The sequence below is a fragment of the Paenibacillus sp. JGP012 genome (genome assembly GCF_014203995.1).
GTDB lineage: Bacteria > Bacillota > Bacilli > Paenibacillales > Paenibacillaceae > Paenibacillus > Paenibacillus silvae.
Genome location: NZ_JACHKG010000015.1, coordinates 85,455 through 102,479 on the forward strand (window position 1 = coordinate 85,455; position 17,025 = coordinate 102,479).

A 17,025-nucleotide genomic window follows, 5' to 3' on the forward strand; every position below is an offset into this window, starting at 1 on the left:
TTCAGGGAGAAGCTGCGGTAAATTCTCTCAACCGAATGGAATTTACTCTCTGTGCGCAGCCAGTTCTCTCTTACTGGTCCCGTCATCACGTTTCGTTCTAACTATTTCTTATAACATACCATGGAAAGTTGGCATATGCAAAGGGATTGTGCCCATGTGCTTTTGCAAAACGAACGATACCTTTACTTGAAGAGCTGCAGTCTGCCAATTCGTTCTGCAGCCTCCTGCAATCGCTGCTCATCACTCAGAAGCCCTATGCGGACATAGCCTTCCCCGTGGGAACCAAAGCCGATGCCTGGCGCAACAGCTACTTTTGCCTCTCTTAGCAGAATGTTAGCAAATTCAGCAGAGCTGTGACCGCCAGGTACAGGCAGCCAGCCGAAAAAAGAACCTTGCGGTTTCGGAGCCTGCCAGCCGATGGCGGAGAGGGCTTCATAAAACGCATCACGGCGGGATGCATACTTGGCTACGAGCGAAGTGACACAATCCTGCGGACCTGTGAGGGCTTCGGCAGCCGCAGCCTGAATGCCGCCAAACAGGCTGACATAAATATGATCCTGCAGCAAATTGATTTTAGAGATGATCTCCGCATTGCCTAGCGCAAATCCAACGCGCCATCCAGCCATGTTGTACGTTTTGGATAACGTATAAAACTCGATCCCTACTTCTTTTGCTCCCGGAGCTTGCAGGAAGCTCACTGGGCGATGCCCATCGTAACCGATAGCGCCATATGCAAAATCACTAGCCACCACAATCTGATTTTGTGTTGCAAATTCAACGGTATCCTCATAGAAGGATAGCGGAGCCGCAGCTGAGGTTGGATTGTTCGGATAGTTCAAAAACATCAGCTTGGCTTTCTGCCTGTCATCTGCGGCGATTGCCTCGTAATCGGGCAGAAACGCGTTGTTTTCCAATAACGGCATGAAGCTCATACGTGCCTGCGCGATTGCAACGCCAGACCAGTAATCCGGGTACCCCGGATCTGGAACAAGGCACACGTCACCCGGATTCAACAATATTTGTGGTAATTGAACGAGTCCGGTTTTGCCGCCAAAAAGAATAGCCACTTCGGTTTCGGGGTCAAGATCGACATTATAGTCTTCCTTATATCGCTTGGCGACAGCTTCCTTGAGAAAGGCGTATCCGCGAAACGGGGAATATTTGTGATATAGCGGATTTTCAGCCGACTCTTGTAAGGAACGGATAATATGCGGCGGTGTAGGGGTGTCAGGGTTGCCCTGGCCCAGATTGATTACATCATGACCGTCTGCGATCTCACGATTAACGTTTTGCACGAGCGTTGCAAAAAATTGCGTGGGCAGCTGTGACAGCATATCAGCAGATGGAATGGGAAAAGCAGAACGTGAAGAAGTATAGTCAGCATTAGTCATCGTATTTATCACTCCGAAGGTTCATTTATAGCCAAACGTTTTTATTAATTTATCACGTCAATCCCGAGCTGTATAGGGGGAGATGACAGTAATAAAGATGGATTTGTACAAAAGTGAAATAGAGAATACAGGTTTGTCCATTGAGCTCAATAAAGATATAACTTAAGATATTATTCGATAATGATAATCAATATCATTATTTGTCAAAGCTAAATTAGCACGTTATTTAGGGGGAGAAATAGAGATGCAAAACAAGTTTCGCAATTCGGCCGTTTTATTGACACTCACAGCGTTGTCCGCATTTTTACTCGCATGTGGAAACATGGCGGAGACACCAGCACCAACTTCGGAAAATAAGTCCACTTCATCGGTTAATCAGGCAGGTGAAGACACGGGTTCGGCAGAACAGACTGCGGCGGATGAGGGGAAAGTGCAGCAGACCAGACAGTTCGTGGATTGGACAGGTCATAACGTGACCATTCCTGTTACTCCTGAACGAGTAATCTACCATGGAGAAGTTACCGGGGATTTGGTTGCACTGGGCGTTATTCCGGTTGGCATACTACGGCAGGAAGGTATGGTATTTGATGATCTGGTAGCCAATGCGGAAGATGTCGGGTTTCCATTTAATGTGGAGAAGGCACTCGGGTTGAATCCGGATCTGATTATTTTCTCGAACAACGATGAGGAACAGTACAATCAGATCTCAAAAATAGCCCCTACGGTAACCTTTAACTCATTTGCACCGTTGGAAGATCGAATGCGAATTCTTGGTGATTTGTTAAATAAAAAGCAGGAAGCCGAGGAATGGATTACAGCGAATAAAACAGCAACAGCGGAAATGTGGAAGCAGCTTCATGAAAATGGTTTGAAAGAAGGAGAGACCGCATCGGTATTTACGATGTATCCGGGTAATCGCCTTTTTGTAATGGCAGGAGCGGGGCTACCACAATTATTATATGGCAAGGACGGATTGAAACCGACAGATGAAATACAGAAGGTAATAGATGAGGGATTGGGATTTGCCGAAATTTCTTTGGAAAAAATGACAGAAGTCGCAGGTGATCGAATATTTATCCTTGATCCTGTAACGGATGATGCCAAGCAGTCCACCAAGGAATTGATGGACAGCCCAGTGTGGAAAAACCTGCCCGCAGTAAAAGCAGGCAAGGTGTATAGTTTTAATATCGTCCAAGCTTCAGGGGATGCAATGTCCAGGGAATGGCTGCTGAAAGAGCTGCCAAAACAGATGATGCAATAGTGATTCAGTAATAGATTGGATATATGAAAAGCGTTCAACTTCTGGTTGAGCGTTTTTTATATTCCAATTGCCAGGATGAATCTTTTCTTAAAACAAAATAGCCTAGATAAGAGATCAGCGCTCAACTATAATGAATGCATAGAAATCCAGAGTGATAATCTTTCTCAATACCATCAGGAGATGAAATACTATGAAAACTTCGGATGTGAATCACGACATGTTATTTTTTGCTGCATTTATGTTTCGGCTGGACCATCTGGAGCAACGAATAGAACCGCGAGATCATATCATGCTTGAGGTGCAGTGTGGTAAACATACATTTTTAATCTGTGAAGAAGGGGAAGGTCACTTGTACATCGGGACGGAACATTGGCCTTTTAGTACAGGGCATATCTACCCGATTTCTCCAGAAGAAGCATACCAGCTTGAACACAGAAGTTCGAAGCATCTGAAATATACGGTGATGACATATGATGTGTTTCAAGCAGGTTCAGGTAATCCGGAGCAGTACACACGGCCTTTATTCCAGAATCGAACCCGATTAAATGATAGAGCAGCTGTTCCTTTGCACGGCGAAATAAAAGAAATCTATGCGTCGCGAAGTTATAAAAATGATGCGGAATACAGTCATTTGAACACACTGTTTCAGCGATGGATGGAACGGATCATCACCCGTTACACGTCAACGGGGTCAGAGCAAAATTTGGAATCCAGATTAGCCAGCACCATTCAGTATATCGATGAACATTATGCCGATGAAATCTCTGTACAAAAGCTTGCAAGTATGGCTGGTATTCGGCCAGCCTTGTACACGACAATGTTCAGAGAGCGAACCGCACACAAACCGCTTGACTATATCAATCATGTTCGTATTCAGCATGCGAAGGAATGGCTGCGCAAGACTGATGCACCTTTACGTGATATTGCGGGCCGTGTAGGATTTAAAGATGAGTATTATTTTAGCAGACGTTTTCGCCAGATCACCGGATTATCCCCCAGGCATTATGACAGGTCAATCCAACAGCAGACGATGGTAAAGGATTGGCTGGGACATGACGTACATATTCCTGCAAATCCAGAGAGAGTTCTCTTTTTTGGTCATACTGCCGGAGATTTGCGAGTATTAGGTATCCCCTTACTTGGGGAACAGGCGTATGATCCAGTGGCTCATATGAATGTCGAGACGGCTAGCCGTTTAAAGCCAGACCTGATTATTATGGATAGCGAAGATGAGGAGCAGTACGAGCAATTGTCACGCATTGCACCTACACTGGCTTATAATTCCCATGCGTCTCTTGATGAACGTTTGACCAGAGCAGGGAGCTGGTTTGGCAGACAGAACAAGGCTAAACGATGGTTAAGTTCGTATGAGAAACAACTCGTGGGAATGTGGGAGAAGATTAGCAAAGCAATCCCACTCGGCGAAACAGCTTCTGTACTGACATACCATCGCGGAGCACGACTGTTTGTGATGGGGAACATCGGACTTGCGCCACTATTGTATCATCCGCTTGGCTTCAGGCCGGTTCACAAAGTGCAGGAAGCTCTTGCGGCAGGTAGAGCATATAAAGAAATTTCAGCTGATGAGGTCCACGAACATGTGGGAGATTACCTTTTCCTCATGTTACCTCAGGAGCCTGCTGCACGACATGCCACAGAGAGGTTGCTGCAAAGTCCAGAGTGGAGAAATCTTACGGCTGTAGAACAAGGACGTGTTTATCCATTAGAGGAGCTGGTCTGGAATTCAGGTGATGCAGAGACATGTGAGCAGCTGCTGGAAAAATTACCTGATTTGTTAGATAACCATTTGCAGTAATACAGTTGCGGAGTTTCTCGGGATCAGGCTATGATATCAAGTATTACGTTTTGGAGGAGTGTTAGGGGATGACTGAACAACAAGGGGAATTACGGGTAGCATTGATCCAGGGGAATATTAAGCTGGGGGACCCGGAAGCAAACCATGCTCATATGCAGCTGCTGCTGGAACGTGCAGTAGAACAATATCCGGATTTGAAGCTGGCCGTGCTTCCCGAGATGTGGAACACAGGATATGCTTTGACGCAAATTCATGAGCTGGCTGACCCGGAGGGACAAACGTCAAGAGCATGGCTGTCTGCTTTTGCCAAGAAGCATGGGCTTTCGATTGTGGGTGGCTCCATTGCCGAAAAGCGTGACGGTCAAATATACAATACGATGTATGTCTATAATGAAGCAGGGGAAGAAGTATCACGTTACGATAAACTTCATCTGTTCCGGTTGATGGATGAGGAAAAATATTTGGAACCAGGCGCTCAGCCTGAAATGTTCGAGCTGGGCAGCGGTCTGACCGCAGGGGCATCGATCTGTTACGATATACGTTTTCCCGAATTAGCCCGGACGCTGGCTCTAAGCGGTGCTCGTGCTTTAATTGTGCCAGCCGAATGGCCGAATCCCCGTCTGCATCACTGGCGCACACTACTGACGGCGAGAGCAATTGAGAACCAGATGTATGTCATTGCATGTAATCGTGTGGGCAAAGGGGGAGACACTGAATTTTTTGGTCACTCCCTGATCATCGATCCGTGGGGTGAGATTGTAGCTGAAGGCGGTGAAGGGGAAGAGATCGTAACAGGTGTGATTCGCCCTGCTTTGGTTGATGAAGTCCGTGGACGCATTCCCGTGTTTGAGGACCGTAGACCAAGTATATATTTTGGCGGGAAATAGTCGGAAAAGCTGGGGTGGAGGAAACAGTGGAGCGCAAGGAGTAAAGGTAAGGAAGGTAAGGAAGGTAAGGAAGGTAAGGTAAGGTAAGGTAAGGTAAAGTAGAGTGAAGTGAAAAGTGAAGTAAAATAAAATAAAATAAAATAAAGTAAAATAAAATAAAATGAAATGAAGTGAAGGAGAGGAAAGGTATAGGTAGAGATAGACGAGCAAAGGAAAAAGTAGTTGAATAAAGGTAAAGTAGGGTGGACAACAGAAAAGAAAGGTAAGCAACGAAAAGGTAGGGGGGGAGAACGAAAAAGAAGGGGAAGCAACGGAAAAAGGCTGGAAATTGAAAGGTAGGGCGGAAGAACGGGCACGGGTATCGTGCAATGCTGGGCAGTCTGGCTGGGTTGAGTATTGTTCAGGTGAGAATTTGGCGGTTATCACCGCCTATGTCGACGTATGCCTGACTATTCCCACTTATGCCCGACGATCAACGCCTATGGCTGACTATCTCTGGATAGCTTTGCACAGTAAACATTTCACGTGAGCGCATGAATTCTAACGAATCCTCAGGATGCTATTTAACGTTAAACCACCGATTTGTAATTCTAACGATTCACAGAGACGTTATTTCCAGGTTTTAGACATGAATTGGGGGAGTTTTGCCCTGTTCAGTTGAAATAACGTTCTATCGAATCGTTAGAAATTAAAAGTGATGTAAAATGCGTAAATAAGGTCTGTGGGAATCGTTAGCGCTCGGGATCAGGCTCTGGAGCAGTTTCGCTGGAAATTGCACGCAAAATGCATGCTGAATGCACCTAAAATGCACGCTTAAAATGCACGCTGAATTTATACTAAGTGCATGCTGAAAGCGCCCAAAATGCATGCTGAATGCACGCAAAATGTATGCTGATTATCTACTGTATGCGTGCAAGTTTCAGTACGAGCATATCTCGCCTTTCCACATCCATTTTACATCAGCTTGTGCTCCAACACGTGACTTCCAACACATGACCACTGACACATGACTACCGACACATGGTTAACGGTACATGACCTTCTATACGCGAATTTGGTTTTTTCCTGTAGCGAGCAGGCTAACCGTAGACTGTAACCGACCTGTACAGCCAGCACGTTAACCTGACAAGTTATCGGATTTGGATAGCGCTGCGACCGTTTGCTGAAAAGTTTGAATAAAGGCTTCTGCTGCTTTGGACAGCACGCGTCCCTGTCGATAAGCGACAACTAGAGTACGGCTCGGCGTCGGCTCGGCAAGGGGCACATACACCGGCACGAATTCACTGCGCGGAGCACGGGCGATAAAGCGGGGAACCAGAGTGATACCCATGCCCGTTGCGACCAGCGATTGCAGTGTTTCAATATTGGTGCTCTCAAACACCACCTGTGGATCAAAGCCAGCCTGTTCGCACAGGTCAAAGGTAAGTTTGCGAAAGCCCTGTCCTTTTTTTAATACAACAAAGGGCTCTTCCCGCAGCTCATCGATTCGCACAGGCTGTGGATGATCCGGGTCTCCTCGATGTGCCAGGCGATGATTCGGCGGTACTGCCAGATCAATGCGTTCTTCACCAATCGTAACATAAGACAAGCTCGGCTCCTGCAAAGGCAAGGAGAGCAGACTGAGGTCCGCTTTGCCGCTGGCCGTCAACTTTTCGAGTGCAAGACCAGAGTCCTCCAGCAAAGTGACTTCTATATCAGGATACGCCAGCTGAAAAGCAGGAAGCACATGCGGAAGCAGATGGGAGCCGGTGATCGGCATGCTGCCAACGACAACCTTTCCTTTGCGAAGCTGCGAAATATCCGACATTTCCTGGCGCAGCAGCTCCACAGCATCCACAATTTTCTGAGCCTGCTCTACAAAGGTAACTCCCGCATGAGTCAACTCAACCGTACTGGTATTGCGCTGAAACAGCAGAACGCCTAGCTCCTTCTCCAGCTTGGACAGCTGCTGGCTCAAGGAAGGCTGGGCAATATGTAATTTCTCTGCCGCTCGTGAAAAGTTGCGTTCGGCAGCAATCTGCAATGTATATTGAAGTTGTCTGAATTCCATAATTGATGTCATTCCTTTCATTGATGTCGCTATTATATCATTAAAAAGCTAAAATTTCGTTATGACTAAAAGGCCGAAAATTCGTCATGACTAAAACGCCAAAATTCGTTATCACTACAGAGCAAAAACTCGTTATCACTAGAACAGCCGCATTTGTTATGGATTGGGCCCGCATTTGTTAATGGCGATAACAAAAACCGAGTACGTTATGGCCCGGCAAAAATAAAAAATCGCCCACAGCATTGACAGAAGCAGAACATCAACGTAGTATAAGCTTTATATGATAATGATAATTGTTATCAATTGAAACTGCTATAATAAACAGCGGTTTATTGTTGTTTTCCTCATTATAGGTTTAACCTATAACATCTATAGATATTATATCTTGGAACAATGAAGGACAGGGTGATATATTAATGTCATTCAAGAGCTTCACTTTTACACGCAAATGCAAGAGGCTCTTCCAAGGACCGAACTTATGATGAGGTGAAAATGATGAGTAAAAAAACGATGTTTGAGAAAATCTGGGAAAATCATGTGATTCATCAGGAAGAAGGAAAACCGAGCATTCTGTATATCGACCTGCATCTGGTGCATGAAGTAACATCGCCACAAGCATTTGAAGGTCTTCGCCTGAGCGGCCGCAAAGTTCGCCGTCCAGAGCTGACATTTGCAACAATGGATCACAACGTGCCAACGAAGGACCGTTTCAACATTACTGATCCAATCTCCAAACAGCAGATCGACACACTGTCGCAGAACTGCCGCGACTTCGGTGTGAAGCTGTACGATCTGGATACGATCGACCAAGGTGTTGTACACGTTATGGGACCTGAGCTGGGCCTGACTCATCCGGGTAAAACGATTGTATGCGGCGACAGCCACACATCCACACATGGTGCATTTGGCGCACTTGCATTTGGTATCGGAACAAGTGAAGTAGAGCACGTTATGGCAACTCAATGTTTGCAGCAGGCGAAAGCAAAAACGATGGAAGTTCGTTTTGTCGGCAAACGCAACCCGGGTGTAACGGCAAAAGACATGATCCTCGCGGTTATTGCCAAGTATGGCACTGACTTTGCAACAGGTTATGTTATCGAGTACACAGGTGAGTCGATCCGTGAGCTGAGCATGGAAGAACGCATGACCGTATGCAACATGTCCATCGAGGGCGGAGCAAGAGCAGGTATGATTGCACCGGACGAAACAACGTTTGAATATCTGCGCGGTCGTGAATATGTACCGGCAGGTGAGAAGTTTGACGAAGCAGTTGCGGCTTGGAAAGAGCTTGTAACAGATGAGGGTGCCGAGTTTGACCGCGTCGTTGAAATCGATGTTGAATCTCTGATCCCGCAAGTTACTTGGGGCACTAGCCCGGGCATGGGTACAGATATTTCTTCCAAAGTACCTGTACCGGCAGAACTGCCGACTGAAAATGAACGTAAAGCAGCTGAAAAAGCGCTTGAATATATGGGTCTGACTCCTGGAACACCGATCTCTGAAATTCCGGTTGATTATGTATTTATCGGTTCGTGCACAAACGGTCGGATTGAGGACCTGCGCGCAGCAGCGAAGGTTGCGAAAGGACACACGGTTTCCAGCAACGTAACGGCTATTGTCGTGCCTGGTTCAGGACGTGTTAAGATTCAGGCAGAAAAAGAAGGTCTGGACAAAATCTTCACGGAAGCCGGTTTTGAATGGCGTGATGCAGGATGCAGTATGTGCCTCGCGATGAATCCGGACGTATTGCAGCCAGGACAACGCTGTGCATCGACTTCCAACCGTAACTTTGAAGGACGTCAAGGTCGCGGCGGACGTACGCATCTGGTTTCACCAGCAATGGCGGCAGCGGCAGCGATTAAAGGACATTTTGTAGACGTACGTGACTGGAATTTCAAAACTGAAGCAGTAATCTAATTGATAATCGTCAGAAGGGAGAACGGAACATATGGAAGCATTTAAAACACTGCAAGGCATCGTTGCACCGGTAGACCGGGTCAATGTAGATACAGACGCAATTATTCCAAAACAATTTTTGAAACGGATTGAACGGACCGGATTTGGACAATTTTTGTTCTATGAATGGCGTTTTGATGAAGAGGGGAATAACAACCCGTCCTTCGAGATGAACAAACCTCGTTATCAGGGAGCATCCGTTTTGATTTCTCGTGCCAACTTTGGCTGCGGCTCCTCACGTGAGCATGCACCATGGGCGATTATGGACTATGGATTCCGTTGTGTGATTGCACCGTCTTTTGCGGATATCTTCTATAACAACTGTTTTAAAAACGGCATCCTGCCAATCAAGCTCTCTGAAGAGCAAGTAGAGGACTTGTTCCAGCGTACAGCCAACCATGAGAACTATGAGCTGAATGTTAATCTGGAAAACAAAACGATTACAGATGCACATGGACTGCATATTGATTTTGATCTGGATGAGCACCGCCGCCAGTTCCTGCTGCAAGGACTGGATGATATCGGTCTGACACTTCAGCATGATGATGAAATTACAGCTTATGAACAACGTCACGCTGCCAAACTGTTTGGCTAAACGAATGGCATTATTGAGATTTTGACCGATTTGATCTGAACTTTGATCAACTTGACTTAAGTTTGATTCAATTGATCTGTATCTTTATGCCGGGCAATAGGCCTCTAAGCGAACTGGAAACTTGCTGTTTCCAGGGCTTGCTTAGAGGTTTTTTGTGTATCTATTTTATGATTCAAGTTGTGCACTATTTCTTCCGTGACGTCAATAAAATGCATCCTTTTTCCGACTAAATATGACAACGTTGTAACCGGATCAACAGACAATATCTGATAGACTGAATAGTAGATTATGGAAGGGTACATATCGCTTTAGAAGATTCATCCCAAGATGCAACTGGAACGTTCATAACTTAACAAGAATGGTGGATGACGTATGAAGAAATGGTCGGCAGCAGTCGTATTTGTCCTGTTCCTTTGTCTTTTCCCAATGATGGCTCATGCGGATCGTGTGCCTTCAATCATGCTGGATGGGATAGCTATTGACCAGAAGGCAGGGGCTCCAGCAGAGAACATCGGTAAAACCGTGATGGTCCCGATCCGGATTGTGTCTGAAAATCTAGGTTACGACGTCAAGTGGGAGAAGGCAACGCAGACAGTGCACGTTCAGAAAGGCAGCAGCTTCATTGAAATGACGGCGGGCAAAGACGCTGCAACGGTTAATGGGAACGTAGTTAATCTGGATGCACCTCCGCTGATTAAACAGGGGACAACCCTTGTTCCACTTCGTTTTGTTGGTGAGGGCATGGGTCTTCAGGTCGGATGGGACAATGGAACTAAAACGGTTAGCTTATTCAGCATTCCTCCTGTTGTGGAGACAGAGAGTGATCGTGACCCGGTAGACACGCCTGCTCCGGTTGGGTCAAGTGAGCTGCAAAGTATAAGTTTCAGCGGTGATCGTCTGATTGTAGCGACAAGTGGAAGCATTAGTCCTAAAGTATCAAGTATTAGCGGGCCGGAACGGATTATTGTAGACCTGCCAAATACAACCTTCTCACAAACATTTGTGCAGGGACAGGCCTCGAGCCCTGATGGAAGCGGGCAGATGAATATCCCCGATTCTGCGCTGGTTTCCAAAGTAAGGTTTGCCATGTTCAGCAGTTCTCCTTCAACGGTGCGCATCGTTCTGGATCTAAGTCAGAATGCTACCGCAAATTGGTCGCTTGGAGAGAATAACGTGCTGCTTGTTGATGTTACGGCTGGCAATGGGACCACGAACAGCGAACCGGCCTTGCCGGAGAAAAGTGGTAAAGCCGTTGTAGTCATTGACCCGGGACATGGGGGACGCCAGTCCGGGGCGGTCAGCGTAACAGGAGCATATGAGAAAGATTTTAATCTGGCTGTCGGACTTAAAGTGAAGGCACTTCTGGAGCAAAACCCCAACATTCAGACGGTAATTACACGTCAGGATGATACCGAGCTTTCGCTGCAGCAGCGTGTCGATATAGCAAAGCTGAATCAGGCGGATCTGTTTGTATCTATTCATGGCAATAAATTTACGACGCCTGTTCCGAACGGGATTGAGACGCTGTATACACGCGAGGCGAGCAAAAGTCTTGCTGAAACACTTCACAAACACGTATTGCCTGTTACAGGGCTCAAGGACCGTGGCGTAAAAGTAGCAAGTCTGCATGTAACCAGAGAAACAACCATGCCGGCAGTTTTGCTTGAGCTGGGCTTTTTGAGTAATCCGGCTGACGAAGCATTAATGCTGTCAGAGGCATATCAGAATCAATGTGCTCAGGCTATCGTAGATGGAATTGTAGAATATTTGAGTGTAACCAATCGAATTTCGTAAACATGCAGATTCGACCAACGCGTTGTTTCAAGATGCACATTTGATAAAAAAGGAAAAAATCAGACATTAAAATGTAAAAAAAGCTTGATCTGTCAACGTTTTTTTTCTGTTATGTTGGAATAAATTCGCAACTTTTGAGATTGCAAGGCGTCTAATAGGTGTCTGGTAATGCCCGCGTGCTCAGTGGAAGTTGCAAGCCTGCAACATGCGGCAAAAAAATATGAGATTGGTAGGGGTGAAGGATGAAGAAGTTCGGTTTTTTGGTACTGTTATTTGTCTTCGGGTTCGTTTTCCCGGGCTATAGTCATGCAGCAGCAGACACGAAAATTATCCTAGACGGGACCGAGATCGTGCAGCCTTCGGGTGCGAAAGCGGAGAACATCAACAGCAAAGTGATGGTGCCAATTCGTGTTGTATCTGAAAGTCTGGGATATTCCGTGGATTGGAAGCAGCAGTCGCAAACGGTGACGATTAGCAAAGACAACACTGCCATGCAGATGATTGTTGGACAAAAGAAGGCAACGGTGAACGGCAGTAACGTAGACCTGGATGCCCCGCCCCTCGTGAAAAACGGTACGACATTAGTGCCTCTCCGGTTTATTGGAGAACAAATGGGTCTCAAGGTGGGTTGGAACAACACCACAAAGACGGTAACATTAGTTACCCAGAATTCAGGTTCCGGAAACGGAACAACTACTCCTCCAAGCTCCGGCAATGATGGTGGAGGATCGGATCAGGAAGGTCTTGTACTGGTGAACGGCATCAGCTTCAGCGACAACCGCTTAATGATTGCAACAAGTGGAAGTACGAAGCCGAACGTCTTCACGATGACAGGACCAGATCGCATCGTTATTGATCTGCCTAATACGGCATTTGCTGATTCTTTCAGCCAAGGTCAGGCACTGGACAGCAATCAAAATGGTCAGCTCGTCGTAAACGGTTATCCTGATGTGTCGCAAATTCGTTATTCCTTATTCAGCAATAGCCCTTCAACGATTCGTTTTGTCATTGATCTGACAGGCTCTAAAGGCTACAGTGTGCAGAACGATGCTGGATTGATCATGATTGATCTGAATAATCAGAATGGTACACCTACAACGCCAGTTGGCAACAATGGCAAGAAGGTTGTCGTCATTGACGCCGGGCATGGAGATCAGGACCCGGGAGCTATTGGTGTTACGGGCAAAAGAGAGAAGGATTTCAACCTTGCCATGGCATTAAAAGTCGAGGCCCTTCTGAAAAAAGAACCAAAAATTGATGTGGTATTAACTCGCAGTGATGATACATTTCTTGCATTGGCAGAACGTGTGAAGGTTGCACAAAAAATAAATGCAGATATTTTTATATCGATTCATGCGAACAGCGGCCCAGTTGCGGCATCGGGAGTAGAAACTTATTATTCCCGTTCGGTGAGTAAGGAACTGGCTAACATTATGCATAAGTATCTCGTGCAGACTTCGGGTTTGAAAGACCGGGGTGTGAAGATGGCCAGCCTCCATGTAACCCGTGAAACAACCATGCCGGCAGTTTTACTGGAGGGCGGATTCCTCAGCAACAAGAGTGATGAGGCTGTACTGTTTACGGAAAATTTCCAGAACAATGTAGCAAAAGGTATTGTTGCTGGGATCAAGGAGTATCTGGGAATTCAATAAGGGACAACCCTTATGCTGAGGAGGCGGAGTTAGAATGAACAAAAAAATATGGATCGCAGCTTTGCTGGTAACTGTAATGGCTGTAGCTGCTGGATGTGGCAGTAAACCGACAGCTGCTCCGAGCCAGACACAAGGTACGGGATCAGAGACACAAACAGGAACCGGCGTAACAGAGGTAGATGGTCAGGTCATTACTGATCCTGCAACGGCGGATTCCGAGGAAAATACAACACCATCCACATCGGCAAATGGCAGCTCGGAGGGAACCAGCTCTGGAGGTGAAACTTCTACGGACAAGCCTTCAGTATCGGACAGCAAGCAGCAGAAGTCCATTGAAGTGTTCTATACTGATCCGGAGGAGCTTGAGCTGCACAAGGCATCAGCTGAAATTGCATTTGCGTCGGATGATGAGAAATACAAAGAGGCTTTTGCTTCCTTACAGCAAAGCAAAGACGATAAGCTTGTTCCACTCTGGTCTAAAGATATTGAACTGAAATCCGTTCAGTTCAAGGATGGAGCACTGACACTGGATATTCATATGCCAGATACAGCACGTCTTGGTGCAGGTGGCGAGGTATTTGCGCTGGATGCACTGAAACAAACATTTTTCCAGTTCGATGAAGTGAAATCACTTGATCTGCTGGTTGACGGCAAATCATCTGAAAGCTTAATGGGGCATGTGGATCTGGAGCATCCAATGACAAAATCCAACTAGGGCGTGTCTGAAAACTCTGAAGGCGGTAAAAGATGCACTTCAGTAGGTTTCAAGACACGTCCTGGGTCATGCTTCTAATGTTTTACCGTACCGTGGACACGGAATCAGATCGTTTTATATGAGAGAGGGGAATCATAGGTGACTTTTAAATATAACCATTCATCACATTCTAAAAAAGTAGCATCTGTCGTGCTTGCAGGCATGATGGCCCTGAGCTCGGGAGGAGCTGCCATGGCCGCAGACTCTACACAGACAGGGCAGGGTCAAAGTGCGGCAGCGAACAGCACGGCTGCACCGACGGGTTTGTTCAGTGACATCAAGGCCGGATTTTGGGCTGAGAAACATGTATATAAACTGGCGTACCAAGGCATTCTTCTCGGTAATAACGGTCTGTTCCGTCCAGGGGACGCGGTAACGCAGCAGGAAGCGATAACGATGGCTGTCCGTTTCATGAATATGGAATCCCAATTGAACACAAGCACGGCTGCGGCATTACCGACAAACATGGAAGTGGACAACTACTTCAAGCCTTATGTTGCACTCGCACTTCAACTGGGACTCGTAGATAAAACGGAAGAAGCAACGGCAGATGTGTCCAAAACAACTTGGGGGCAAAAACCGGCAACACGTGAATGGATCACTAAATTGTTGATTCGCTCGCTTAACAAGGATGCCGAAGCAAAAGCTCAAAATAATCAATCTACGGGTTTTGTGGACAATGCAAGCATTGCCGACAGTGCCAAAGGGTATGTAAATCTGGCTGTTAGTCTGGATCTGGCCAAAGGTCTCGAAGGCAATAAGTTTGATCCCACAGGTTCTGTAACTCGTGCGCAGCTCGCGACGTTTTTCAGCCGCGGGGAATCGTTAACGGATACGAAGTATCCGAACACAGCAACGGGTTATGTGACCGGATTAAAAGACGGGCAGATCACGCTCGTGGTTGATGGCAAGGCCGTTAACTATGCAGTGAACAGCAGCACCCCTTATTTTACCAAGGATAGTGAAACACGAGCAGCAGCATCCGATGTGAAGCTGTACACCAAAGTGCTGGTTGTAGGCTCAGCAGGTAGTGCCTCTTACGTTGAGGTTATTGATGCCAATCCTCAAGTGGAGAGCATTGAAGGTACATTTGCGCGTTCACTGTCAGGTAATAAAATCGGCTTGTTCGTAGGCGAAAATTATGAAACCTACAGTTACGACGAGAACACAGCATTTATCGACCAAAATGGCAATGCCATTAAATTGTCTGACATTACGGCGGACAGCATTATTGAAGTGCAGCGCGAGACATTCTCCGCTGACAAAAAAACAGTGGTGATCCGGGTGAAATCCGGCATCGTAAACAAAAGCGATAACGGTGTGATTGCGGAAGTACAGACTTCTGGCAAAACGATCAAACTGGTCAATGCAGCAGGAGCAACAGAACAGTACACATATAATGATAATCTGATTATCCGTTATCAAAATCGTATTCTGTCTCTGTCTGATCTGAAGGCAGGAAGCGCAGTGAAATATACGGTAAAAGACAGTGTGCTGCAAACGATCGAGCTTGCTCAAGGGGTTGAGCAATCCGTTCGTGGAACGCTTGTTGAGATCGGTGGCAATCAGTCTACGGTGACATTCAAGCGCGATGGCGGCTCCCTTGAAGCCAAGCTTCTGATTGAAAAGCCGGAAGTGATCATTAACGGCATTCAGGATGCAACGCTGAATGATCTGATTACAGATGCAACGAATGGCGACAAGGTTGAGCTTACGTTAAACAGTGATGATCAGGTGACACGCATTCAGGTCATTGGACGTCAGATGGAGCCTTTGAATGGAGCTACGGTTGTCTCCTACAATAGCAAAACAAAAGTGCTGACGGTACTCGATGCCAATAAGAAACCGTATGTGTTTACGCTTGATGAAAAGACAAAAATGGACTATAACGCAGCCAAACCGACATTGGCAGGACTGGAATCCCTGCTGAATGATGGCCGCAAGCTGGATCTGACTTATGTAGGAACTCGTGCATTGTCTGTAAAGGTCATTTACAAGTACGAGGGAACGATCACAAGTATTGATACTACAAATCGAAAAATCAGCTTGTTATCCAGCGGTCAAACGGTGACTGTGCCATATACAACAGCTCCAACGGTTGAAATGTATAATAAATCCAGTGCGAGCTTGTCTGATCTGAAGATTGGTGACAATGTTACCGTTACTCTTGGATCGAATCAGGATGTGGTACAGAAGATTGCGCTCAAATCGGTGGCTCAATTTGAAGTTGCAGGTGTGGAAACGAATGGTCGAGTTCGAGTGAAGGCTGATTTGCTTACGAGTCAGTTCTACGTGGACCAAGCGGTGTTGACGGATGAAAATGGACAAACGATTACTCCTGCACAGCTGGTTACAGGCAGCCTGATTAATGTAACCTTTGAAGGAACAACACCAAAAGCGGTTCAGGTCGTCAAACGTACACTTGCTGAAGTGACAGCGGTGGATGCTTCTTCCGTAACCTTGAAACAGTTCAATGGTTCGACAGAAAAAGTGGCAATCTCGGGCGCGGTGAAAGTTGTGAAATCCGGCTCGACTTTAACCTCTTTAAGTAACCTGACGGTGGGTGACCGTGTGGAAATGACCAAAGATACAGATAACTCCACACGTTTCCGGGTGCTTACTGTTATGAGCAAACAGTTCTGGTCTTATGATGGAGTAGGAAACCAGATTTTGGTTAAACGTGAAACGACAACGGACACCAATTATCGTTTTGCACTGGGTTCAAGCGTATTTGTTCACCAGGGTGACAACACTTTAAGCGTGCAATCTCTCAGAGATAATGATAATATTGTATTGTATCTCTTGAACAATGTTGTGTTTGAGATTCAAAAACAGTAATCGTTTCTTTTCGAGGATCAAAAGAATGACC

Annotated in this window: 11 protein-coding genes; 9 read left to right on the forward strand and 2 right to left on the reverse strand. The window is 46.3% G+C overall.

Annotated elements, in window-relative coordinates:
• Positions 1 to 182: 182 nt before the first annotated feature.
• The gene (locus tag HNR77_RS18285; protein ID WP_184187372.1) at positions 183 to 1,391 is read right to left on the reverse strand and encodes a pyridoxal phosphate-dependent aminotransferase; all 1,209 of its coding nucleotides are present in this window, start codon (positions 1,389 to 1,391) and stop codon (positions 183 to 185) included.
• 244 nt (positions 1,392 to 1,635) lie between these two features.
• Here HNR77_RS18285 and HNR77_RS18290 point away from each other — a divergent pair, with 244 nt between their 5' ends.
• The 3 genes from HNR77_RS18290 to HNR77_RS18300 all read left to right on the forward strand — a co-directional run bounded on the left by HNR77_RS18290 (position 1,636) and on the right by HNR77_RS18300 (position 5,355).
• Entirely contained in the window at positions 1,636 to 2,652 is a 1,017-nt protein-coding gene (locus HNR77_RS18290) for an ABC transporter substrate-binding protein (protein ID WP_184187376.1), read from the forward strand.
• A gap of 190 nt (positions 2,653 to 2,842) precedes the next feature.
• Complete coding sequence (locus HNR77_RS18295; protein WP_184187379.1) at positions 2,843 to 4,468, forward strand: AraC family transcriptional regulator; 1,626 nt, start codon at positions 2,843 to 2,845, stop codon at positions 4,466 to 4,468.
• 68 nt (positions 4,469 to 4,536) lie between these two features.
• A complete protein-coding gene (locus HNR77_RS18300; RefSeq protein WP_184187382.1) occupies positions 4,537 to 5,355 on the forward strand; it encodes a carbon-nitrogen family hydrolase in 819 nt (272 codons plus the stop codon).
• Between the two features lie 1,117 nt (positions 5,356 to 6,472).
• Here HNR77_RS18300 and HNR77_RS18305 read toward each other — a convergent pair.
• Positions 6,473 to 7,405: a LysR family transcriptional regulator gene (locus HNR77_RS18305; RefSeq protein WP_111271355.1), complete on the reverse strand. Its 933-nt coding sequence runs from the start codon at positions 7,403 to 7,405 to the stop codon at positions 6,473 to 6,475.
• Positions 7,406 to 7,900: 495 nt separating this feature from the next.
• Between HNR77_RS18305 and leuC the strand changes: the two genes are divergently transcribed.
• The 6 genes from leuC to HNR77_RS18335 all read left to right on the forward strand — a co-directional run bounded on the left by leuC (position 7,901) and on the right by HNR77_RS18335 (position 16,994).
• Positions 7,901 to 9,322 (forward strand): 3-isopropylmalate dehydratase large subunit, encoded by a 1,422-nt coding sequence (gene leuC / locus HNR77_RS18310; protein ID WP_145403630.1) that lies wholly within the window; start codon positions 7,901 to 7,903, stop codon positions 9,320 to 9,322.
• A 31-nt stretch (positions 9,323 to 9,353) separates the two neighbouring features.
• On the forward strand, positions 9,354 to 9,956 hold the full coding sequence (leuD, locus tag HNR77_RS18315; RefSeq protein ID WP_111271353.1) for a 3-isopropylmalate dehydratase small subunit: 603 nt from the start codon (positions 9,354 to 9,356) through the stop codon (positions 9,954 to 9,956).
• 372 nt (positions 9,957 to 10,328) lie between these two features.
• The gene (locus HNR77_RS18320; protein WP_184187385.1) at positions 10,329 to 11,750 is read left to right on the forward strand and encodes an N-acetylmuramoyl-L-alanine amidase family protein; all 1,422 of its coding nucleotides are present in this window, start codon (positions 10,329 to 10,331) and stop codon (positions 11,748 to 11,750) included.
• A 242-nt stretch (positions 11,751 to 11,992) separates the two neighbouring features.
• The gene (locus HNR77_RS18325; protein ID WP_184187388.1) at positions 11,993 to 13,402 is read left to right on the forward strand and encodes an N-acetylmuramoyl-L-alanine amidase family protein; all 1,410 of its coding nucleotides are present in this window, start codon (positions 11,993 to 11,995) and stop codon (positions 13,400 to 13,402) included.
• Positions 13,403 to 13,436: 34 nt separating this feature from the next.
• On the forward strand, positions 13,437 to 14,117 hold the full coding sequence (locus tag HNR77_RS18330; protein WP_184187391.1) for a GerMN domain-containing protein: 681 nt from the start codon (positions 13,437 to 13,439) through the stop codon (positions 14,115 to 14,117).
• A 138-nt stretch (positions 14,118 to 14,255) separates the two neighbouring features.
• On the forward strand, positions 14,256 to 16,994 hold the full coding sequence (locus tag HNR77_RS18335; protein ID WP_184187393.1) for an S-layer homology domain-containing protein: 2,739 nt from the start codon (positions 14,256 to 14,258) through the stop codon (positions 16,992 to 16,994).
• The last annotated feature ends 31 nt before the right edge of the window (positions 16,995 to 17,025 follow it).